Genomic DNA, 22,103 nt, shown 5'->3' with positions numbered 1-22,103 from the left:
AACGCATCCCGCTCTCGGAACCGCGCCCCGTCGCGAAGCCGACCGCGCCACGCCGCGCGGGGAGCGGCGTGGACGACGAGAGGGCGGGCCCGATGGGCCCGCCCTCTCGTCGCAGCAGCTCAGACCCCGACGTGGTTCCGGAATCGCGCGATCGCCGCGAACTCGTCGACCTGGAGGCTGGCGCCTCCGACGAGTGCTCCGTCGACGTCGGGCTCGCGCATGAAGCCGGCGATGTTGCCGGACTTCACGGAGCCGCCGTAGAGGATGCGGGTCTTCGCGGCGGTGTCGGCGCCGAGGACGTCGGCGACGACTCCGCGGAGCGCCTTGCAGACCTGCTGGGCCTGCTCGGGCGTCGCGGCCTGTCCGGAGCCGATGGCCCAGACCGGCTCGTAGGCGACGACGAGGTCGGCGTCCGCGGGGAGGCCGGTGAGGGCCTCCTTCAGCTGGGCGACCGGCACGGCCGACGGGCCGTGCTTCTCGAGGTCCTCCGCGGTCTCGCCGACGCAGATGATCGGAGCGACGCCGTGATTGACGGCCGCGGCCGACTTGGCGGCGATGTCCGCGTCCGTCTCGCCGTGGAGCGTGCGACGCTCCGAGTGGCCGACGATCACGTAGTCGCAGTCGAGCTGCTTCAGGAACTGGCCCGAGATCTCACCGGTGTAGGCGCCGCTGTCGAACTTCGAGACGTCCTGCGCGCCGTACTTGAGCGGCAGCTTGTCCGAGTCGACGAGGATCTGCACGGGCCGGAGGTCCGTGAAGGGCGGGAACACCGCGACCTCGACACCGTCGAAGTCGTGGTCGGCGTCCTTGAGGCTCCACGCCAGCTTCTGCACGAAGGCGATGGCCTGGAGGTGGTCCAGGTTCATCTTCCAGTTGCCGGCGATGAGCGGGGTGCGGGCGGCGGTGTCTACCATCCGAGGACCTCCAGTCCGGGGAGGCGCTTGCCCTCGAGGAATTCGAGGCTCGCTCCGCCTCCCGTCGAGATGTGGCCGAACTGGTCGTCGCGGAACCCGAGGGCGCGGACGGCCGCGGCGGAGTCGCCTCCGCCGACGACGCTGAGGCCGTCGACCTCGGTGAGCGCCTGCGCGACGGTCTTGGTGCCCGCCGCGAACGGCTCGAGCTCGAAGACGCCCATGGGGCCGTTCCAGAACACCGTCTCGGACGCCGCGATGATCTCGGCGAAGTGCGCGGCGGTGTCCGGTCCGATGTCCAGGCCGAGGCCCTTCTCACCGAAGGGCGTGCCCTCGATCGCGTCGGCCGAGGCGACCTGGTGCTCGGCGTCGGGGCCGAACTCCGACGCCACGACGACGTCCGTCGGCAGGACGATCTCCACGCCCAGCTCCTTCGCCTTCGCGAGGTAGCCGAGCACGGTGTCGACCTGGTCCGCCTCCAGCAGGCTGGCGCCGACCTCGTGGCCCTGGGCCTTGAGGAAGGTGAACAGCATTCCGCCGCCGATGAGGATCGAGTCGACCTTCGGCAGCAGGTGCTCGATCACGCCGAGCTTGTCCGAGACCTTCGAGCCGCCGAGGACGACCGCGTAGGGGCGCTCGGGCTTCTCGGTGAGCCGCTCCAGCACCTCGAGCTCGGCCGCGATCAGCGTGCCGGCCGCGCTGGGGAGAAGCTCGGCGAGCTCGTAGACGCTCGCCTGCTTGCGGTGCACGACGCCGAACCCGTCGGAGACGAAGGCGTCACCGTAGGCGGCCAGCTTCTCGGCGAAGGTGCGGCGCTCGGCCTCAGCCTTGCTCGTCTCGCCGGCGTTGAACCGGAGGTTCTCGAGGACGACGACCTGGCCGTCCTCGAGGGCGTCGACGGCGGCCGAGGCCGCCTCCCCGACGGTGTCCTCGGCGAAGGCCACCGGAGCGTCGAGCAGCTCGCCGAGGCGGGCGGCGACGGGAGCGAGGCTGTACTTCGCCTCGGGCTTCCCCTCGGGGCGCCCGAGGTGGCTCACGACCACGACTCGGGCGCCCTCGGAGACCAGACGCTGGAGCGTGGGCACCGACGCGCGCACGCGGCCGTCGTCCGTGATCGTTCCGTCCTTCAGGGGGACGTTCAGATCGCAGCGGACGACGACGCGCTTGCCTGCGAGGGAGCCCAGTGAGTCCAGAGTGCGGAGCGTCACTGCGCGCAGCCCTTAGAGCTTGCCGGCGACGAACTCGGTGACGTCGACGAGGCGGTTGGAGTAGCCCCACTCGTTGTCGTACCAGGAGGCGACCTTGACCTGGCTGCCGATGACCTTCGTGAGGCCCGCGTCGAAGATCGACGAGTGCGGGTCGGTCACGATGTCGCTCGAGACGATCGGGTCCTCGGTGTACTTGAGGATGCCCTTGAGGTCTCCCTCGGAGGCCGCCTTGTACGCCGCGTTGATCTCCTCGACGGTGGCGGGCTTGGTCAGCTCGACGGTGAGGTCGGTGATCGAGCCGGTCGGGACCGGGACGCGGAGGGCGTAGCCGTCGAGCTTGCCGACGAGCTCCGGGATGACCAGGCCGAGCGCCTTGGCGGCACCGGTCGAGGTCGGGATGATGTTGACGGCGGCAGCGCGGGCGCGACGCAGGTCGCTGTGCGGGCCGTCCTGGAGGTTCTGGTCGGCGGTGTACGCGTGGACCGTGGTCATCAGGCCGCGCTCGATGCCGAAGTTGTCGAGCAGCACCTTGGCGAGCGGCGCGAGGCAGTTCGTGGTGCAGGACGCGTTCGAGATGATGTCGTGCGTCGCGGGGTCGTAGGTGTTCTCGTTCACGCCGAGGACCAGGGTCGCGACGTCGCTGCCGGTGGCGGGAGCGGAGACGATGACCTTCTTGGCACCCGCGGTGATGTGCTTGCGCGCGTCCTCCGACTTGGTGAAGCGGCCGGTCGACTCGATGACGACGTCGACTCCCAGCTCGCCCCAGGGGAGGTTCGCGGGGTCGCGCTCCTCGAGGACGATGATCGGCTTGCCGTTGACGACGATGCGGTCGCCGTCGAGCTCGACGGTCGCGTCGAGGCGTCCCGTGATGGAGTCGTACTTCAGGAGGTGCGCGAGGGCCTTGTTGTCGGTGAGGTCGTTGACCGCGACGATCTCGAGGTCGCTGCCCTTGGCGAGGGCTGCACGGAAGAAGTTACGGCCGATACGGCCGAAGCCGTTGATGCCGATCTTGACGGACACAGATATCTCCTGGTGAGGAAAGGCACCTCGACGGTGCAGTGGAGGGGTGGAAGCCGACGACAGGGCGTCCCGGACGCGGGGCCCGGGACGCCGAGATCGCTACGACAGTAGCAGCAGGCCCGAAGTCTTCTCGCGGGCCTTCTCGAAGCGCGCGGAGACGTCGGCCCAGTTCACGATGTTCCAGAACGCCTTGACGTAGTCGGCCTTCACGTTGACGTAGTCGAGGTAGAAGGCGTGCTCCCACATGTCGAGGAGGAGGACCGGGACGGTCGCCGCGGCGAGGTTGCCCTGGTGGTCGTAGAGCTGCTCGATGATGAGCTTCTCGCCGAGAGAGTCCCAGGCGAGGATCGACCAGCCGGAGCCCTGGATGCCGAGGGCCGAGGCGGTGAAGTGGGCGCGGAACTTGTCGAACGACCCGAAGTTGTCGTCGATGGCCGCGGCGAGCTCGCCGACGGGCTTGTCGCCGCCGTCCGGCGAGAGGTTGTTCCAGAACACGGTGTGGTTCACGTGACCGGCGAGGTTGAAGGCGAGGTCCTTCTGGAGCTTGTTCACGTTCGCGAGGTTCTCGCTGTCGCGAGCCTCCTGCAGCGAGGCGAGGGCGGTGTTCGCCCCGGCCACGTACGTCGCGTGGTGCTTGTCGTGGTGGAGCTCCATGATCCGCCCACTGATGTTCGGCTCGAGGGCCGAGTAGTCGTAGGGCAGTTCGGCGAGCGTGTAGTCAGCCATGTGCGATCTCCTGTTCGTGGTCGTCGCTCCCGTGCGACCCGCCGGCGTCTCGGCGTCCTCCGCGAGGCGGAGGAGGAGGGCCGGGAGTGTCTTGAGCGACCCGATCAGTCTAGCGAGGGGGCCCCTCCGCGTTCGGAGGGCTTGCGTTGTTCGACCAGGAGACACTCAGCGTTCGCCGGGCGGGGCGCGCCGTGCGGCCGGGCCTACAGGTCCTGCAGCTCGGCCGGGAGGTTCGCGTCGGTGCCCGGGATGTCGAGGTCGGACGCGCGCTTGTCGGCCATCGCGAGGAGGCGGCGGATGCGGCCGGCGACGGCGTCCTTCGTCATCGGCGGATCGGCGTGGTGGCCGAGCTCGTCGAGGCTCGCGTCGCGGTGCGCGAGGCGCAGGCGCCCGGCGTAGCGAAGGTGCTCGGGGATGTCGTCGCCCAGGATCTCCATCGCGCGCTCGACGCGGGCGCACGCCGCGACGGCGGCCTGGGCGGAGCGGCGGAGGTTCGCGTCGTCGAAGTTGACGAGGCGGTTCGCGGTCGCCCGCACCTCGCGGCGCTGGCGCAGCTCCTCCCAGCTCGCGACGGTCGCGGTCGCGCCCATCAGGGTGAGCATCGCGCTGATGCTCTCGCCGTCGCGGATGACGACCCGGTGGACGCCGCGCACCTCGCGGGACTTGGCCTGGACTCCCAGGCGTCCGGCGGCTCCGACGATCGCCATGGCCGCCTCGTTGCCGGGGCAGATGATCTCGAGCGCCGCGGAGCGGCCCGGGTCGGTCAGCGAGCCCTGGGCGAGGAAGGCGCCGCGCCACAGGGCGGCGAGCTCCTCGCGGGAGCCGGTCGTGAGGCGGTTGGGCAGGCCGCGGACGGGCCGGCCCCGCTGGTCGAGGAGGCCGGTCTGCCGGGCGAGGGTGTCCCCGCCCTCGACGACGCGCACCAGCCAGCTCGTGGTCCTCCGGGATCCGCCGGCCGAGACGATGCTGCCCTCGCTGCGGACGCCGTACAGCTCGGCGAGGTCGCGGCGCACGCGGGTCGCGAGCGGGGCGGAATCGAGCTCGACCTCGACCGCGAGGCGGTTGGAGATGATGTGCAGTCCTCCGGAGAAGCGGAGGATGGTCGCCAGTTCGGCGGCACGGACGGTGTTCTTGCGCGAGACGATCGCGACCAGTTCGCCCTTGACGTCTGCGGTGAGGGCCACGGAGTCTTCCTTACGTCGGGTGCGCGGCTGAGCGCGCGGGGATCATTCTCGGCCGAGGTCGCGGTGCGCCACGTTGACGGCGACGCCCGGCAGCTCGGCCAGACGGGCCGCGACACGGCCCGCGACCGCGACGGAGCGGTGCTTGCCTCCCGTGCAGCCGATCGCGATGGTCGCGTGGCGCTTGTTCTCGCGCTGGTAGCCGTCGAGCACGGGGCGCAGGGCCCGGGAGTAGGAGTCGATGAACTCCTCGGCGCCCTGCTGGGCCAGCACGTAGTCTCTCACCTCTTCGTCGAGACCCGTGTGCGGACGCAGCTCCGGGATCCAGTACGGGTTCGGCAGGAACCGCGCGTCGGCCACCATGTCGGCGTCCGTCGGCAGCCCGTACTTGAAGCCGAAGCTCATCACCGTGACCTGGAGGCCCGCGCGGCCGGCCTCGGCGAAGCGCTCGGTGATGCTGGTGGCCAGCTGGTGGATGTTGAGGTCCGAGGTGTCGATGACGATGTCGGCCGACTCCCGCAGCTGAGCGAGGCGCGTCCGCTCGGCGGAGATGCCGTCGAGGAGGGTCCCCCGGCCCTGCAGCGGGTGCGGACGGCGCACCTGCTCGAAGCGGCGGACGAGCGCGGCGTCGGTGGCCTCGAGGAACACCACTCGGAGGTCGACCCCGGCGCGCAGCTCGCGGACGATGTCGCCGAGGTCCTCGAAGAAGTCGCGTCCGCGGACGTCGACGACCGCCGCGATCTTCGGCAGCGTGTCCCCTGCACGCTGCGCCAGGTCGACCAGCGGGCGCAGCATCTGCGGCGGCAGGTTGTCGACGACGTACCAGCCGAGGTCCTCCAGCGCGTTCGCGGCCGTGGACCGGCCCGCTCCGGACATCCCCGTGACGATCAGCACGTCCTGCTGCTCGCTCTCCGTGCTCATGCGCTCTCCGTGCTCGTGTCTGCTCGTGTCCTCGGTGCCGGGCACCGGCCGCTCTCCCCCGGAGCGCGGGCCTCCAGCCTAGGGCGTGCCCCCGACGGCGGACCCGTCCGGATGCAGGTGCGCGTGGATCGCGCCCGCCAGCGTCGGGCCGATGCCCTTGACCTCGGCGATCTCGGCCTCGCCCGCCTCGCGGAGCCGGGCGACGGATCCGAAGTGCTTCAGCAGGTCGCGAACTCGCGTGCCTCCGAGCCCGGGCACCTCGGCCAGCTGCGACGAGATGTCGCGCTTGCGACGCGTCCTCTGGTGGGTGATCGCGAAGCGGTGCGCCTCGTCGCGGATGCGCTGGAAGAGGAAGAGCGCATCGCTGTTGCGCGGCAGGATGACGGGGAAGTCGGAGTCCGGCATCCAGATCTCCTCGAGGCGCTTGGCGATCCCGCAGAGGGTGATGCCGGTCACCCCGGACTCGTCGAGCGCGCGCTGCGCGGCTGCGACCTGCGGCTGGCCGCCGTCGACGATCAGCAGCTGCGGGGGGTACGAGAACTTGCGCCGCTTGGCCTCGCCGGTCTCGGGGTCGACCGCCGCGGGCTCGACCGGCTCGCGGAGGTACGCGAGGCGGCGGGTGAGCACCTGGTGCAGCGACTCGGTGTCGTCCGTCGACTCCGCGATGGAGAACCGCCGGTACTGGTCCTTCCGCGCGAGCCCGTCCTCGAAGACCACCATCGAGGCGACGATGTTGGTGCCGCTGAGGTGGGAGACGTCGTAGCACTCCATCCGGAGCGGCGCCTCGCTCATGCCGAGGGCGTCGCGGATGTCCTCCAGGGCCTGCGTCCGAGCGGTGAAGTCGGCGGAGCGGCGGGTCTTGTAGAGCATCAGCGAGTGCTTCGCGTTCTGCGTCGCCGTCTCGAGGAGGGCGGCCTTGTCTCCGCGCTGGGCCGCTCGGAGGCGCACGTTCGTGCCGCGCAGTCCGCTCAGCCACTCCTCGAGCGCCTCGGTGTCCTCGGGCAGCTCCGGCACGACGACCTCCCGGGGCGGGACGTCCCCGGTCTCGTAGGCGGCCTGCAGTGCCGTGTCGACGAGCTCCGCCGTGCTCATGTCGAGCTCCTTGTCGACGACCCAGCCCCGCTCGCCGCGGATGCGCCCGCCGCGGACCCGGAACTGCTGCACGGAGGCGGCGAGCTCGTCGTGGACGATCGCGTAGAGGTCGACGTCCACGTTGTCCTTGAGCACGACCGCGCTCTTGGCGAGGACCGCGTCGAGAGCGGCGGCCTGATCGCGCAGCTTCCCCGCGCGCTCGTACTCCATCGCGGCGGCGGCCTCGCGCATCTCCTTCTCGAGCTCGCCGATCATCCGGCGGTCGTGGCTGCCCATGAAGGCGACGAAGCGGTCGACCATCTCGCGGTGCTCGGCGAAGGTGACGCGGTGGGAGCAGGGCCCGCCGCAGCGGCCGATCTGCGACGCGAAGCAGGGCTTGCCGCTCTGCATGGCGCGCTTGTAGTTGGAGTCGTTGCAGGTCCTGATCGGGAACGCCTTGATCATCAGGTCGATCGTCTCGTGGATCGCCCAGATCTTGGGGTAGGGCCCGAAGTAGCGGGCCTTCCTGATCTTGGCGTTCCGCGTGACCATCACCCGCGGGGCCTCGTCGCCGAGCGTCACCGCCATGTAGGGGTAGGACTTGTCGTCGCGGAACTTGACGTTGAAGGGGGGATCGAACTCGTTGATCCAGGTGAACTCGAGCTGCAGGGCCTCGACGTCGGTGCCGACAACGGTCCACTCGACGCCGGAGGCCGAGGTGACCATCCGCCGGGTGCGCTCGTGCAGGCTCGGCAGCGGGGCGAAGTAGTTGCTCAGCCGCGCGCGGAGGTTCTTGGCCTTGCCCACGTAGAGCACCCGCCCCCGGGCGTCCGTGAAGCGGTACACGCCCGGGAGGGTCGGGATCTCACCCGGCTTCGGCCGGAAGTCGACTGTCTGCGCCATGCCTCTCGCTCGCGTCAGCCGAGGATCTCGGCGAGGAACATGCCGGTGTGGCTGCCCTCGACCTTCGCCACGTGCTCGGGGGTGCCCACCGCGACCACCTGTCCGCCGCCGGCGCCGCCCTCGGGACCCATGTCGATCAGCCAGTCGGCCGACTTGATGACGTCGAGGTTGTGCTCGATGGTGATCACCGTGTTGCCCTTGTCGACCAGGCCGTTGAGGACGAGGAGGAGCTTGCGGACGTCCTCGAAGTGCAGGCCCGTCGTCGGCTCGTCGAGCACGTAGACGCTGCGGCCGTTGGAGCGGCGCTGGAGCTCGGTCGCCAGCTTGACGCGCTGCGCCTCGCCGCCGGAGAGCGTGGTCGCGCTCTGCCCGAGGCGGACGTAGCCGAGGCCCACCTCCACCAGCGTGCGGAGGAAGCGGTGGATCGCCGTGATCGGCTCGAAGAAGTCGGCCGCCTCGGCGATCGGCATGTCGAGCACCTCGGCGATGTTCTTGCTCTTGTAGTGCACGGTCAGGGTGTCGCGGTTGTAGCGCGCTCCCCCGCAGACCTCGCACGCGACGTAGACGTCGGGCAGGAAGTTCATCTCGATCTTGATGGTGCCGTCGCCCGAGCAGGCCTCGCAGCGGCCGCCCTTGACGTTGAAGCTGAAGCGGCCGGGCAGGTACCCCCGCGCCTTCGCCTCGGTGGTCTCGGCGAAGAGGTTGCGGATGCGGTCGAACACGCCCGTGTAGGTGGCGGGGTTCGAGCGCGGCGTGCGGCCGATCGGGTTCTGGTCGACGTGCACGACCTTGTCGAGGTTCTCGAGGCCGGTGACGCGCGTGTGCTTGCCCGGCACCTTGCGGGCGCCGTTGAGCTGGTTGGCGAGCACGCGGTAGAGGATGTCGTTCACGAGGGTGCTCTTGCCGGAGCCGGAGACCCCGGTGACCGCGACGAACGTGCCGAGCGGGAACTCCGCGTCGACCTTGCGGAGGTTGTTGGCGTTCGCCCCGACGACCTTGATCATCCGCTTGCGGTCGATCTTCCGCCGCTTCTTCGGGACCTCGATCGCCTTGCGGCCCGAGACGTAGTCGCCGGTCAGCGAGTGGGTGTTCTCGAGCAGCGACTCGTAGGAGCCGGAGTGCACGACCTTGCCGCCGTTGACCCCGGCGCCCGGGCCGATGTCGACGATCCAGTCGGCGGTGCGGATGGTGTCCTCGTCGTGCTCGACCACGATCAGCGTGTTGCCCAGGTCGCGCAGCTTGATGAGGGTGTCGATCAGGCGGCGGTTGTCGCGCTGGTGCAGGCCGATGCTCGGCTCGTCGAGCACGTAGAGCACGCCGGTCAGCCCGGAGCCGATCTGGGTCGCCAGGCGGATGCGCTGCGCCTCGCCGCCCGACAGGGAGGCGGCGGCGCGCGAGAGGTTGAGGTAGTTGAGCCCGACCTCGATGAGGAAGTCGATGCGCGCGCGGATCTCGCGCAGCACCTGCGCGGCGATGTGCGCCTCGCGGTCGGTCAGCTCGAGCCGGCTCATGAAGTCCTGGGCGTCGCCGAGGCTGAGGTCGGCCACGTCCGCGATGCTCGCCCCGTGCACGAGCACGGCGAGCACCTCGGGCTTGAGGCGGGAGCCCTTGCACACGGGGCAGGGCACCTCGCGGAGGAACTCGGACCAGCGGGTGCGCTGGACGTCGGTCTCGGCCTGGACGAACTGGCGCTCGATGTAGGGCACGACGCCCTCGAAGCCCGAGGTGTAGCTCATCTCGCGGCCGTAGCGATTCTTCCACTTGACCTTGACCTCGAAGTTGTCGCCGTGGAGGACGGCCTGCTGCACCTCGGTGCTGAGGCGCTTCCACGGGGTGGTGAGCGTGAAGCCGAGGTCGCGGGAGAGGCCGTCGAGCAGCTTCTCGTAGTACTGGAACAAGCCCTTGCCCTGGGTGGTCCAGGGGATGATGACGCCCTCGGCGATGCTCAGGTCGGGGTCGCCGAGCAGCAGCTCGTCGTCGACCGACATGCGCGTGCCGAGGCCCGAGCACTCCGGGCAGGCGCCGAAGGGCGCGTTGAAGGAGAAGGTCCGCGGCTCGATCTCGGTCAGCGAGATCGGGTGGTTGTTGGGGCAGGACAGCTTCTCGGAGTAGGTGGTCCAGGCGCCGTCGCCCTCGCCGTCGACGTAGTTGATCTGCACGATGCCGTCGGTGAGCCGCAGGGCCGTCTCGAGCGAGTCGGTGAGGCGCCCGAGGATGTCGGGGCCGGCCACGAGCCGGTCGACCACGACGGAGATGTCGTGCTTGTACTGCTTCTTGAGCACCGGCGGCTCGCTCAGCTGGACGAGCTTCCCGTCCACCATGGCGCGGGAGTAGCCGCCCGCGGTCAGCTCCTTGAAGAGGTCGACGAACTCGCCCTTCTTCTGCGAGACGACGGGGCTGAGGATCTGGTAGCGGGTACCGGTCTCGAGCTCCATCAGCTGGTCGGCGATCTGCTGCACGGTCTGCGCGGAGATCCGCTCGCTGCAGATGGGGCAGTGCGGGACGCCGATGCGCGCCCAGAGCAGACGCATGTAGTCGAAGATCTCGGTGATCGTGCCGACGGTGGAGCGCGGGTTGCGGTTCGTCGACTTCTGGTCGATCGAGACCGCGGGGCTGAGGCCCTCGATGAAGTCGACGTCCGGCCGGTCCACCTGCCCGAGGAACTGGCGGGCGTACGCGGAGAGGGACTCGACGTAGCGCCGCTGGCCCTCCGCGAAGATCGTGTCGAAGGCCAGGGAGGACTTGCCCGAGCCCGAGAGACCGGTGAACACCACCATCGAGTCGCGCGGGATCTCGAGGTCGACGTTCTGCAGGTTGTGCACCCGCGCGCCGCTCACCACCAGCTTCGAGGACGACTCGTCGAGCGAGGAGACGAAGCGGTGGAAGGAGGGAGAGGGGGTGGAGGAGGGGTCCGTAACGGCGTTCAGGATCGACACTCCGAAAGTGTATGCGGAGCCACCGACATCGCCCGTGGCGTTCGCTGGGCGCTGATCCGCGGGCCCCTCCCCTTGCGGATCAGCGCCCCCGATCAGGACAGGTGCCCGGCCTTCTCCATCTGGCGGAGCTCGCGCTTGAGCTCCTGGACCTCGTCCCGCAGCCGGGCCGCGAGCTCGAACTTGAGCTCGCCCGCCGCCTGGAGCATCTGCCCGTTGAGGTCGGAGATGATCGCCTCGAGATCGTTGCCGCCGTTCGCGGCGAGACCCTGACGGCGCAGGTTCGGCGTCGGGCTCTTCTTCTTGGCGTCGCGCCCGGCGAGCAGCTTGGCGGTGTCGGCCCCCTCGCGGGCGAGGGCGTCGGTGATGTCGGCGATCTTCTTCCGCAGCGGCGTCGGGTCGATGCCGTGGTCGAGGTTGTAGGCGACCTGCTTCTCGCGTCGGCGGTCGGTCTCGTCGATCGCGAGCCGCATCGAGTCCGTCACCTTGTCGGCGTACATGTGGACCTCGCCCGAGACGTTGCGCGCCGCACGGCCGATCGTCTGGATGAGCGACGTGGACGAGCGGAGGAAGCCCTCCTTGTCGGCGTCGAGGATCGCCACGAGCGAGACCTCCGGCAGGTCGAGCCCCTCGCGCAGCAGGTTGATGCCGACCAGGACGTCGTACACGCCCGCTCGCAGCTCCGAGAGTAGCTCGACGCGCCGCAGGGTGTCGACGTCGGAGTGCAGGTAGCGGACCCGGACGCCGGCCTCCGTGAGGAAGTCGGTGAGCTCCTCGGCCATGCGCTTCGTCAGCGTCGTGACGAGCACGCGCTCGTCGCGCTCGGTGCGGCGCTTGATCTCCTCGAGCAGGTCGTCGATCTGGCCCTTCGTCGGCTTGACGACGATCTCGGGATCGATCAGGCCGGTCGGGCGGATGATCTGCTCGACGATGCCGTCGGCGATGCCCATCTCGTAGCGGCCCGGGGTCGCCGAGAGGTAGACGGTCTGGCCGACGCGCGACTTGAACTCCTCCCACTTCAGGGGCCGGTTGTCCATCGCCGAGGGCAGGCGGAAGCCGTGCTCGACCAGCGTGCGCTTGCGGGAGGCGTCGCCCTCGTACATCGCACCGATCTGCGGCACCGTCACGTGCGACTCGTCGATCACGACGAGGAAGTCGTCCGGGAAGTAGTCGAGCAGGCAGTGCGGGGCCTCTCCCGACTCGCGGCCGTCGATGTGCCGGGAGTAGTTCTCGATGCCGGAGCAGAATCCGATCTGCTGCATCATCTCGAGATCGAAGGTCGTGCGCATCCGCAGGCGCTGCGCCTCGAGGAGCTTGTTCTGCTTCTCGAGGTCGGCCAGGCGCACCTCGAGCTCCTGCTGGATGGTGTCGATCGCACGGTGCATGACGTCCTGGCTGGCGACGTAGTGCGAGCCGGGGAAGACCGACACGGAGTCGAGCTTCCGGACGATGTCGCCGGTGAGCGGGTGGAGCGTGTAGAGCGCCTCGATCTCGTCGCCGAACATCTCGATCCGGATCGCGAGCTCCTCGTACATCGGGATGATCTCGATCGTGTCGCCCCGCACTCGGAAGGTGCCGCGGGCGAAGTCGACGTCGTTGCGCGCGTACTGCATCGACACGAACTTGCGGATGAGGCGGTCCCGGTCGACCCGCTGGCCGACCTGGAGCGCCACCATCGCCTCGAGGTACTGCTCGGGCTGGCCGAGGCCGTAGATGCACGAGACGGTCGACACCACGATCACGTCGCGGCGGCTCAGGAGCGAGTTCGTGGTGGAGTGGCGCAGCCGCTCGACCTCGGCGTTGACCGAGCTGTCCTTCTCGATGAAGGTGTCGGTCTGCGGGACGTAGGCCTCGGGCTGGTAGTAGTCGTAGTACGAGACGAAGTACTCGACGGCGTTGTTGGGGAACAGCTCGCGGAACTCGTTGGCGAGCTGCGCGGCGAGGGTCTTGTTGTGCGCGAGCACGAGCGTGGGGCGCTGCACGGCCTCGACGAGCCAGGCCGTGGTCGCGGACTTGCCGGTCCCGGTGGCGCCCAGCAGGACGACATCGGTCTCGCCGGCGTTGATGCGGGCGCTCAGATCGGCGATCGCGCCGGGCTGGTCACCGCTCGGCTTGTACTCGCTGATGACCTCGAACGGGTGCACGGCACGGGTTGGCTCCATGGTTCGAAGCGTAGCCGCGACCACCGACACCGGACGGCGCGTGCGCTGGCGGCGAACGGGGGTGCGCTCCCCGGCCGGGCCGCTCGGTCACGAGGGCGGGTGTCCGGGAGGAACCGTCAGCGGGCGAGCCGCTCCCACAGCGCGTCGGTCCGAGCGAGCGTCTCCTCCAGCGTGCCGGAGGAGTCGATCACGACGTCGGCGAGGGCGAGGCGCTCCTCGTCGCTCGCCTGCGACGAGACCCGCGCACGAGCCTCCTCCTCGGTCAGTCCCCGGAGGGCGACGAGACGCTCGATGCGGAGGTGCTGCGGCGCGTGCACGACGACCACCTCGTCGAACTCCCCCGCTCCACGGCCCTCGGCGAGGAGGGGGACGTCGTAGACGACCACCGCGGCCGGGTCCGCCTCGGCGGCCTCCGCGAACAGCCGCTGCGAACGGAGGGTCACCGCCGGATGGGTGATCGCATTGAGGTCGGCGCGGGCCGCCGCGTCCGAGAAGACGATCGCGCCGAGCGCCGGGCGGTCGAGCGCGCCGTCCGCGCGGATCACGGACGGGCCGAAGCGCTCGGCGATCGCCGCCAGCGCCGGCTCCCCCGGCTCGACGACCTCGCGCGCGAGGACGTCGGCGTCGACCACCACCGCTCCGTGCTCGGCGAGACGGCGGGCGACGGTGGACTTGCCCGAGGCGATGCCTCCGGTGAGGGCGACGAGATGCACCCGGCCACCCTACCCAGCGCCGTCGCCCGGAACGCCGAACGGCCGGCCCCCGAGGGGACCGGCCGTTCGATGCGATGTGCTCGCGATCAGTTGTTCGAGGACAGCTTCTCGCGGAGCGCGGCGAGCGACTCGTCGTCGGCGAGGGTGCCGCCGGTGGTCGACTCGCTGGTGAAGCCGGCGCCGACCGAGACACCCTCGGAGACGGTGGCCGCCTCCTCCTGCGACTTGGCGACCTGGGCCTTGTGAGCCTCCCAGCGCGCCTGAGCAGCGGCGTACTCCAGCTCCCAGGCCTCGCGCTGCGACTCGAAGCCCTCGCGCCACTCGTTGGTCTCGGGGTCGAAGCCCTCGGGGTACTTGTAGTTCCCCTGGTCGTCGTACTCCGTGGCCATGCCGTAGAGCGCCGGGTCGAACTCGGTGCCCTCGGGGTCGACGTTCTCGTTCGCCTGCTTGAGCGAGAGGGAGATGCGGCGACGGTCGAGGTCGATGTCGATGACCTTGACGAACACCTCTTCGCCGACCGACACGACCTGCTCGGCGAGCTCGACGTGCTTGCCCGACAGCTCGGAGATGTGGACGAGGCCCTCGATGCCGTCCGCGACGCGGACGAAGGCACCGAACGGGACCAGCTTCGTGACCTTGCCCGGCGCGACCTGTCCGATCGCGTGGGTGCGGGCGAAGACCTGCCACGGGTCCTCCTGGGTCGCCTTGAGCGAGAGCGACACGCGCTCGCGGTCGAGGTCGACCTCGAGGATCTCGACGGTGACCTCCTGGCCCACCTCGACGACCTCGGAGGCGTGCTCGATGTGCTTCCAGGAGAGCTCGGAGACGTGGACGAGACCGTCGACGCCGCCGAGGTCGACGAACGCGCCGAAGTTGACGATCGACGACACGACGCCCTTGCGGACCTGACCCTTGTGCAGGTTGTTCAGGAACGTGGTGCGGCTCTCGGACTGGGTCTGCTCGAGGAGCGCGCGACGCGACAGGACCACGTTGTTGCGGTTCTTGTCGAGCTCGAGGATCTTCGCCTCGATCTCCTGGCCGAGGTACGGCGTGAGGTCGCGGACGCGGCGCAGCTCGATGAGCGAGGCCGGGAGGAAGCCGCGGAGGCCGATGTCGACGATGAGACCGCCCTTGACGACCTCGATGACCGAGCCGGTGACGACGCCGTCCGACTCCTTGATCTTCTCGACGTCGCCCCACGCGCGCTCGTACTGCGCACGCTTCTTGGACAGGATCAGGCGACCCTCCTTGTCCTCCTTCTGGAGGACGAGGGCCTCGACGCTGTCGCCCACGTTGACGACCTCGGAGGGGTCGACGTCGTGCTTGATGGAGAGCTCGCGCGAGGGGATGACGCCCTCGGTCTTGTAGCCGACGTCGAGGAGGACCTCGTCGCGGTCGATCTTCACGACGGTGCCTTCGATGAGGTCTCCGTCGTTGAAGAACTTCAGAGTCTTTTCGACCGCGGCAAGAAAGTCTTCAGCAGACCCGATGTCGTTGATCGCGACCTGCTTGGTTGCCTTGTCGGTCGTTGCGGTTGTCATTAAGGGATGCTCCAGGATGGATGGGTCTCGGGCGGCGGCCGCCTGCGGGCCTCGCGGCTCGGCGGAGTGGTGACCACTGCGGTGGTGAGGGATGTGCCTCCGGCCCGGGAGCCGCGCTCGGCCGGCCGGAGGACCGGCCTTCCTCGCGCGCCGCGGGCACGGCGGCGCCACAGATGTGACACCCCAGCTTAGACGCCCCGGGAGGCGCACGGCAATCTCGCCGCGCCCGTCCAGGCGCGGGTTCTGGAGTCAGCCGGCGAGGGAGGAGCGGAGGGTGTCGAGACCGACGCCGCCGAGGTCGAGCGCCCTCCGGTGGAAGGCCGCGAGCGAGAACGCGGCGCCCTCGCGCGCCTCCGCCTCGTCGCGCAGCTGCTCCCAGATCCGCTGCCCGATCTTGTAGGACGGAGCCTGCCCCGGCCAGCCGAGGTACCGGTTCACCTCGAAGCGCACGAACGCGTCGTCCATGTTCACGTTGGCCCGCATGAAGTCGAGGGCCGACTCGGCGGTCCAGACGGTGCCGGAGCCCGGCATCGGCTTCTGGAGGTGCACGCCGATGTCCAGCACGACGCGCGCCGCGCGCATCCGCTGGCCGTCGAGCATGCCCAGGCGGTCGGCCGGGTCGTCGAGGTAGCCGAAGCGCTCCATCAGCCGCTCCGCGTAGAGCGCCCAGCCCTCGGCGTGGCCGGAGGTCCCGGCGAGCTGACGGCGCCAGGTGTTGAGGCAGGCGCGGTTGTGGACGGCCTGGCCGATCTGCAGGTGATGGCCCGGGACGCCCTCGTGGTAGACCGTGGTCAGCTCCCGCCAGGTGGCGAACTCGGTGACTCCGGCCGGGACCGACCACCACATCCGCCCCGGGCGCGAGAAGTCGTCGCTCGGACCGGTGTAGTAGATGCCGCCCTCCTGGGTCGGCGCGATCCTGCACTCGAGGCGGCGCACCTCCTCCGGGATGTCGAAGGCGGTGCCGGCGAGCTCGCGGACGGAGCGGTCGCTGGTCTCCTGCATCCACGCCTGCAGAGCGTCGACGCCGTGCAGAGTGCGGGCCGGGTCCGCCTCGAGGTGGGCGATCGCCTCGGCGACGGAGGCGCCGGGCAGGATCTCGCGCGCGATCGCCTCCTGCTCGGACGTCATGCGGGCCAGCTCCTCGATCCCCCACTCGTAGGTCTCGTCGAGGTCGACGACAGCGCCGAGGAAGCGGCGGGAGTGCAGCGCGTACAGCTCCCGGCCGACGGCGTCCTGCTCGGTCGCGGCGGGGGCGAGCTCGCCCCGGAGGAACTGCGCGAGCGACCCGTAGGCGGCCGAGGCACGGCGGGCGCCGTCCTCCAGCCGCTGAGCGAGCGACGCGGGCAGGGATCCGGCGGCGGGAGCGGCCTCCGCGGCCAGCTCGGCGAAGAACCCGCGGGGAGCGGCGATCTTCCGCGCCTGCTCGGCGACGAGCTCGACCTGGCGGCGGGCGGGGACCACGCCGGTGCGGATCCCCTCGCGCAGGGTCTCCGCGTAGCCCTCGAGGGCGGCCGGCACGGCCAGCAGCCGCTCGGCGACCGCCTCCCAGTCGGCGACCTCGTCCGTCGGCATCAGGTCGAAGACGTCGCGCAGCTCCTGCGCCGGGGACGCGATCACGTTGAGGTCCCGCAGCGGCAGACCGGCGTCGTGCCCCTCCAGGGAGAGCCGGAGCTCGGCGCCGAGGTCGGCGGCCGTGACGCGGTCGACGTCGTCCACGGGGTCGGCGGCCTCGAGCTCGGCGAGGGCCGAGGCGGTCGCCGCCCGGGCCTGCTCGAGACCGGCCGGCGAGTAGTCGCCCAGACGGCCGTTCGCGCCGCTGCGTCCGATCGCGGTGCCGAGGGTGGGGTCGAGGTCGACGAGCGTGTCGACCCAGCGCTCGGCGACGGCGTCGACGGCGGTGGGCTCGCGGGGGGTGTCGGTGCTCATGCCTCCGAGCCTAGCCAGGCCCTGCGGCCGGCTCAGTGCGCGGCGACGTCCCAGTCGGACCCGTGGCCCACCTGCACCTCGAGCGGGACGCTCAGGTCGGCGGCACCCGCCATCCGGCCGCGGACGACCGCCTCGAGCGACTCCTCCTCGCCGGGGGCGACGTCGAAGATCAGCTCGTCGTGCACCTGGAGGAGCATCCGCGAGCCGAGCCCCTGCTCGTCGAGGTCGGCCTGCACGCCGATCATCGCGCGCTTCATGATGTCGGCGGCCGAGCCCTGGATCGGCGAGTTGAGTGCCGCCCTCTCGGCGTTGTCGCGGAGGACGCGGTTCGCGCTCTGCAGGTCGGGGAACGGACGCCGGCGTCCGAAGATCGTCTCGGTGTAGCCGGTCTCGCGGGCCTGCTCGACGACGCTGCGGAGGTAGTCGCGCACCGCGCCGAAGCGGACGAAGTAGTCGGTCATCAGCTGCTTGGCCTCGGCGCTCGAGATGCGCAGCTGCTTCGACAGGCCGAAGGCGCTCAGGCCGTAGGCGAGGCCGTACGACATCGCCTTGACCTTGTTGCGCATGGCCGAGGTGACGTCGCCCGGATCGACGCCGAAGATCCGCGATCCGACGAAGCGGTGCAGGTCCTCGCCGGAGTGGAAGGCCTCGATCAGCCCGGCGTCCCCGGAGAGGTGCGCCATGATCCGCATCTCGATCTGCGAGTAGTCGGCGGTGAGGAGGGTGCTCGCCTCCGCTCCGTGGACGAAGGCGGTGCGGATGCGGCGGCCCACCTCGCTGCGGACGGGGATGTTCTGCAGGTTCGGGTCGTTGGAGGAGATCCGGCCGGTGGCCGTGCCGGTCTGGTCGTAGCTGGTGTGGATCCGGCCGTCGGCGGTGACCGACTTCTCGAGCGTCTCGATGATCTGCTTGAGCTTGGTCGCGTCGCGGTGCTCGAGGAGCAGCCCGAGGAACGGGTGCGGGTGGGACTCCTGCAGGTCGGCGAGGGCGGAGGCGTCGGTGGTGTAGCCCGTCTTCGTGGCCCGGGTGCGCGGCATGTCGAGCTCCTCGAAGAGGACCTGCTGCAGCTGCTTGGGCGAGCCGAGGTTCATCTCGTGGCCGATCTCGGCGAACGCGCGGCTCGCGAGGTCGGCGGCCGAGACGGTCAGCTCGGCGCGGAGGCGCGCCAGCACGTCGGCGTCGATCGCGACGCCGGTGAGCTCCATCGTCGCGAGGACCTGGACGATCGGCAGCTCGATGTCGACGAGTACCGAGAGCATCCCCTCGCCCAGCCGCTCGCGCAGCGGAGCGACGAGCCGGTACGCGTACCAGGCCTCGGTGGCGGGCCCCATCGGCTCGACGGTGGGGACCAGCTGGTTCGGGTCGCCCTGCGCCATGGTCTCGTCGAGGTGCTGCGCGACCTGCGCCGCGAGCGTGGCCGGGTGCCCGGTGGGCTGCACCAGCCAGGAGGCGACGCGGGTGTCGAACGCGAGCCCCGCGACGGGGAGTCCGGCCCTCCGCAGCGCCTTGATCTGGGGCTTCGCGTCGGCGAAGTACTTGGGGGCGGGCCCGGCCAGCCACTGCTCGAGCGCGGTGTAGTCGGGCCGCTCGGCGGCCCACGGGACGAACGCCGTCTCCTTCTCGACCGCGAGACCCACACCCTCGAGCCCGCCGGCGCCGAGCAGGACCTGCACGGCGACGGGCGCGGTGCCCTTCGCCGACACGCGGTCGAGCCAGTGCGCGAGCTCCTCGTCGACCAGGGTGCGGACGGCGGGTGCGGAGGTCGTGACCACATCGCCCGCCAGGGCCGCGGCAGCGCCGTCGACGCCCTCCTCCGCGGCGATCGTGAGGACCCGCTCCTGCAGGGTCTTGAACTCGAGGCGGCTGAAGATCTCGCGGACCGCGTCGGGATCGATCGGACGGCGTGTCAGATCGTGCGGCCCGAGGGGGAGCTCGACGTCCGTCACCAGCCGGTTGAGGCGACGGTTGCGGAGCGCGTTCTCCTTCTGCTCGCGCAGCTTCTCGCCGACCACGCCCTTGATCTCGTCGGCGTGGGCGATGATGTCGGCGACCGTGCCGTACTGGTTGACCCACTTCGCGGCCGTCTTGGGGCCGACCTTGTCGACGCCGGGCAGGTTGTCGCTGGTCTCGCCGACGAGGGCGGCGATCTCGGGGTACTGGTGCGGCTCGACGCCGTACTTCTCGAACACCTTGTCGCGGTCGTAGCGGGTGAGCTGCGAGACGCCCTGGGTGGAGGGGTAGAGCAGGGTGACGTCCGGGGTCACCAGCTGGATGGTGTCGCGATCGCCCGAGACGACCAGCACGCGGAAGCCGGCCTCGGCCCCCTGGCGGGCGAGCGTCGCGAGGATGTCGTCGGCCTCGAAGTCCTCCTTCGAGACGGTCCGGATGTTCATGGCGTGCAGCGCCTCCTCGAGGAGGGGGACCTGGCCCTTGAACTCGGGCGGCGTCTCGCCGCGGGTGCCCTTGTACTCCGGGTACTCGCGGGTGCGGAACGAGTAGCGGGAGATGTCGAACGCGACGCCGAGGTGGGTCGGCTTCTCGTTCTTCAGCAGCAGGATCAGCATCGAGAGGAAGCCGTGGATGGCGTTCGTGTGCTGGCCCTCGCGGGTCTGGAAGCTGTCGACCGGGAGCGCGTAGAACGCCCGGAACGCCAGGGAATGGCCGTCGACGAGCAGGAGGGTAGGCTGTTCCGGATCTGACACAGGGCCAGACTACACAGCGCCTCCGACACCGGATCGGCCCGCTCGCGCCCGCCGGTCAGGGCCGCTCCGAGGCTCCATCGCGAGGAGCGACGTGACCGAGCCGACCCCCACCACGACCGCCTGGATCCGCCCGCCCGCGCTCGACCTGGTCGCCGGGATCGGCCGCGGCATGGGCGAGCTCGCCGAGCGGATGGGGATCCTCTGGCACGAGCTCACCCCGCAGCACTCGGTGGCCTCGATGCCCGTCGAGGGCAACCGGCAGCCGGTCGGCATCCTGCACGGCGGCGCGCACGTCGTGCTCGCCGAGTCGATGGGCTCGATCGCGGCGAACGTGCACGCCGGCGCGGGCCGCCTGGCGATGGGCATCGAGCTGAACGCGAGCCACAGCCGGTCGGTCCACTCGGGCTTCGTGATCGCCACCTGCGACGCGATCCACCTGGGCTCCACCCTCACCACCCACGAGATCGTCGTGCGCGACCAGGAGGGGCGCCGCCTCTCCACCGTGCGGATCACCAACATCATTCGAGACGCCCGCTGACGGGGAGCGGACGGGTCCCCCTCGCGGGAGCGGAGGGCGAGGACCGCGATCGCCGTCGGGACCGCCCGCGCCTGCGCGCGACCGGGGATCGACCGGTCGGCCGCGCCGCTCGGAGGCCCGGCACCGCGGCGAGCGGCACTGTCAAGCGACGGCGCGCGACTGTGCCCGGTGGTGCCCGAAGGGCGACACTGAGCGGATGAGCCTTCGCCATCTCCTCAAGAGCCTCCCGTCCATGCCCTCCGACCTGCCCTCGTTCGATGCGGAGGCGGCTCCGGCCGATCCTCTCGAGCTGTTCGCGCAGTGGCTCGAGGAGGCGAAGGACGCGGGCCAGCTCCTCCCCCACGGCGCCACGCTCTCCACCGCCTCCGACGACGGCACCGTCTCGGCGCGCGTGCTCGTGCTGCGCGAGATCGACGAGGCGGGCTGGGCGTTCTCCACTCATGCCACCAGCCCCAAGGGACGCGCCATGGAGGAGAACCCGCACGCCGCGCTGACCTTCTTCTGGCCGGTCCAGGGCCGTCAGGTCCGGGTCGAGGGCCGGGTCGAGCGCGCCTCCGCGCAGGAGTCGGCCGACGACTTCCGCCGCCGCTCCGAGGCCGCTCGCACCGCCCTGCTCGTCGGACGCCAGAGCAAGCCGATGCGCAGCGCGCAGGACTTCGGCCTCGTCACGCTCCAGACCAGCGTCGCCGTGGGCTGCTCGCCCGCGACGCTCGACCGGGAGTGGGCCGTCTACCGCGTCGTGCCCGAGCGCATCGAGTTCTGGCAGGGCTCGACCGCGCCGGAGCAGGATCACACCCGTCTCGAGTACCGCCCGGGAACGACGGAGGCGGGCGGCTCCCCGTGGGAGCGCACCCGCCTCTGGCCCTGAGGCCTTGGGCCCTCGGGCCCGGCCTCGCGCTAGGCCTTCTTCGTGCTCAGCTGCTCGATGATCGCCTGCGCGACGTCGTGCATGGTGAGCCGGCGGTCCATGGAGGCCTTCTGGATCCAGCGGAACGCCTCGGGCTCGGTGAGCCCCATCTTCTCGTTGAGCAGGCCCTTGGCGCGGTCGACGAGCTTGCGGGTCTCGAAGCGCTCGACCATGTCGGCGACCTCGGCCTCGAGGGTGAGGATCTGGGCGTACCGCGAGAGGGCGATCTCGATCGCGGGCAGCAGGTCGTTGGGCGTGAAGGGCTTCACGACGTAGGCGAGCGCTCCGGCCTCGCTGGCGCGCTCGACGAGCTCCTTCTGGCTGAAGGCGGTGAGCAGGACGACGGGCGCGATGTGCGCCTTCGAGAGGCGCTCGGCCGCCGAGATGCCGTCGAGCTGGGGCATCTTGACGTCCATGATGACGAGATCGGGGCGCAGCTCGGTGGCGAGGGCCACAGCGGTCTCGCCGTCGCCGGCCTCGCCGACGACCTCGAAGCCGTTGTCGCGGAGGATCTCCACGATGTCGAGGCGGATGAGGGATTCGTCTTCGGCGACGACGACCCGACGGGGTGCGGTCGACGAGGGTTCCTGGTCAGTCACGCCGATGAGCCTACGGTATTCTCGACGGGCTGGTGATGAGCCGGTGTGGCGGAATGGCAGACGCGGGGCACTCAAAATGCTCTGTCCGAGAGGGCTTGTGGGTTCGAGTCCCACCACCGGTACCCGCCTGGTCGCGCGGTG

Annotated in this window: 16 protein-coding genes and 1 tRNA gene; 3 read left to right on the top strand and 14 right to left on the bottom strand. The window is 70.4% G+C overall.

The genetic code is table 11. The annotated features are described in order from the left end of the window. Nucleotides 1–119: 119 nt before the first annotated feature. From tpiA to polA, 13 genes are all read right to left on the bottom strand, one after another. On the bottom strand, nt 120–914 hold the full coding sequence (gene tpiA / locus C5C33_RS06740) for a triose-phosphate isomerase (RefSeq protein WP_104221913.1): 795 nt from the start codon (nt 912–914) through the stop codon (nt 120–122). Next, nucleotides 908–2,119 (bottom strand): phosphoglycerate kinase, encoded by a 1,212-nt coding sequence (locus C5C33_RS06735; RefSeq protein WP_104260736.1) that lies wholly within the window; start codon nt 2,117–2,119, stop codon nt 908–910. Before C5C33_RS06735 ends, tpiA begins: the two co-directional genes overlap by 7 nt. Before the next feature lie 12 nt (nt 2,120–2,131). Further along, a complete protein-coding gene (gene gap, locus C5C33_RS06730) occupies nt 2,132–3,139 on the bottom strand; it encodes a type I glyceraldehyde-3-phosphate dehydrogenase (RefSeq protein ID WP_104221909.1) in 1,008 nt (335 codons plus the stop codon). Nucleotides 3,140–3,238: 99 nt separating this feature from the next. Further along, complete coding sequence (locus tag C5C33_RS06725) at nt 3,239–3,865, bottom strand: superoxide dismutase (protein WP_104221907.1); 627 nt, start codon at nt 3,863–3,865, stop codon at nt 3,239–3,241. A gap of 203 nt (nt 3,866–4,068) precedes the next feature. Next, nucleotides 4,069–5,049 (bottom strand): DNA-binding protein WhiA, encoded by a 981-nt coding sequence (gene whiA, locus C5C33_RS06720; RefSeq protein ID WP_104221905.1) that lies wholly within the window; start codon nt 5,047–5,049, stop codon nt 4,069–4,071. Nucleotides 5,050–5,091: 42 nt separating this feature from the next. Continuing rightward, nucleotides 5,092–5,967 (bottom strand): RNase adapter RapZ, encoded by an 876-nt coding sequence (gene rapZ, locus C5C33_RS06715; protein WP_097166020.1) that lies wholly within the window; start codon nt 5,965–5,967, stop codon nt 5,092–5,094. 78 nt (nt 5,968–6,045) lie between these two features. Beyond that, nucleotides 6,046–7,941, bottom strand: a complete 1,896-nt coding sequence (gene uvrC, locus C5C33_RS06710) for an excinuclease ABC subunit UvrC (protein ID WP_104260735.1) — start codon at nt 7,939–7,941, stop codon at nt 6,046–6,048. A 14-nt stretch (nt 7,942–7,955) separates the two neighbouring features. Continuing rightward, entirely contained in the window at nt 7,956–10,781 is a 2,826-nt protein-coding gene (gene uvrA, locus C5C33_RS06705) for an excinuclease ABC subunit UvrA (protein ID WP_258069191.1), read from the bottom strand. Nucleotides 10,782–10,969: 188 nt separating this feature from the next. Further along, nucleotides 10,970–13,036, bottom strand: coding sequence for an excinuclease ABC subunit UvrB (uvrB, locus tag C5C33_RS06700; protein WP_104221901.1), 2,067 nt, complete (start codon nt 13,034–13,036; stop codon nt 10,970–10,972). A gap of 116 nt (nt 13,037–13,152) precedes the next feature. Then, the gene (gene coaE, locus C5C33_RS06695) at nt 13,153–13,749 is read right to left on the bottom strand and encodes a dephospho-CoA kinase (protein WP_104221899.1); all 597 of its coding nucleotides are present in this window, start codon (nt 13,747–13,749) and stop codon (nt 13,153–13,155) included. A gap of 86 nt (nt 13,750–13,835) precedes the next feature. Beyond that, complete coding sequence (rpsA, locus tag C5C33_RS06690; protein ID WP_104225298.1) at nt 13,836–15,290, bottom strand: 30S ribosomal protein S1; 1,455 nt, start codon at nt 15,288–15,290, stop codon at nt 13,836–13,838. Nucleotides 15,291–15,539: 249 nt separating this feature from the next. After that, nucleotides 15,540–17,216 carry a DUF885 domain-containing protein gene (locus tag C5C33_RS06685; protein ID WP_104260734.1) on the bottom strand — a complete coding sequence of 559 codons (1,677 nt, stop codon included), beginning with the start codon at nt 17,214–17,216 and terminating at the stop codon, nt 15,540–15,542. A gap of 32 nt (nt 17,217–17,248) precedes the next feature. Then, nucleotides 17,249–19,918 (bottom strand): DNA polymerase I, encoded by a 2,670-nt coding sequence (gene polA / locus C5C33_RS06680; protein ID WP_104260733.1) that lies wholly within the window; start codon nt 19,916–19,918, stop codon nt 17,249–17,251. A 91-nt stretch (nt 19,919–20,009) separates the two neighbouring features. Between polA and C5C33_RS06675 the strand changes: the two genes are divergently transcribed. Both C5C33_RS06675 and C5C33_RS06670 read left to right on the top strand, forming a co-directional pair. Continuing rightward, complete coding sequence (locus C5C33_RS06675; RefSeq protein ID WP_374953047.1) at nt 20,010–20,456, top strand: PaaI family thioesterase; 447 nt, start codon at nt 20,010–20,012, stop codon at nt 20,454–20,456. Nucleotides 20,457–20,652: 196 nt separating this feature from the next. Further along, entirely contained in the window at nt 20,653–21,324 is a 672-nt protein-coding gene (locus C5C33_RS06670; RefSeq protein ID WP_104260732.1) for a pyridoxal 5'-phosphate synthase, read from the top strand. A 29-nt stretch (nt 21,325–21,353) separates the two neighbouring features. On the opposite strand, the gene C5C33_RS06665 is transcribed toward C5C33_RS06670, so the two are convergent. Continuing rightward, nucleotides 21,354–21,962: an ANTAR domain-containing response regulator gene (locus tag C5C33_RS06665; RefSeq protein ID WP_104221889.1), complete on the bottom strand. Its 609-nt coding sequence runs from the start codon at nt 21,960–21,962 to the stop codon at nt 21,354–21,356. 39 nt (nt 21,963–22,001) lie between these two features. Here C5C33_RS06665 and C5C33_RS06660 point away from each other — a divergent pair. After that, nucleotides 22,002–22,084 (top strand) — tRNA-Leu (locus tag C5C33_RS06660). Nucleotides 22,085–22,103: the final 19 nt, after the last annotated feature.

This window comes from Rathayibacter sp. AY1H3 (assembly GCF_002932015.1).
Note: the sequence above shows the minus strand (reverse complement) of the source record. Positions and strands in the feature narration are given on the sequence as shown.

Excerpts from the sequence above, each read along its gene's own strand:
- tpiA (WP_104221913.1), bottom strand. The coding sequence starts at position 914 with ATGGTAGACACCGCCGCCCGCACCCCGCTCATCGCCGGCAACTGGAAG.
- C5C33_RS06685 (WP_104260734.1), bottom strand. The coding sequence starts at position 17,216 with ATGAGCACCGACACCCCCCGCGAGCCCACCGCCGTCGACGCCGTCGCC.
- C5C33_RS06725 (WP_104221907.1), bottom strand. The coding sequence starts at position 3,865 with ATGGCTGACTACACGCTCGCCGAACTGCCCTACGACTACTCGGCCCTC.
- uvrC (WP_104260735.1), bottom strand. The coding sequence starts at position 7,941 with ATGGCGCAGACAGTCGACTTCCGGCCGAAGCCGGGTGAGATCCCGACC.
- C5C33_RS06670 (WP_104260732.1), top strand. The coding sequence starts at position 20,653 with ATGAGCCTTCGCCATCTCCTCAAGAGCCTCCCGTCCATGCCCTCCGAC.
- rpsA (WP_104225298.1), bottom strand. The coding sequence starts at position 15,290 with ATGACAACCGCAACGACCGACAAGGCAACCAAGCAGGTCGCGATCAAC.
- rapZ (WP_097166020.1), bottom strand. The coding sequence starts at position 5,967 with ATGAGCACGGAGAGCGAGCAGCAGGACGTGCTGATCGTCACGGGGATG.
- uvrB (WP_104221901.1), bottom strand. The coding sequence starts at position 13,036 with ATGGAGCCAACCCGTGCCGTGCACCCGTTCGAGGTCATCAGCGAGTAC.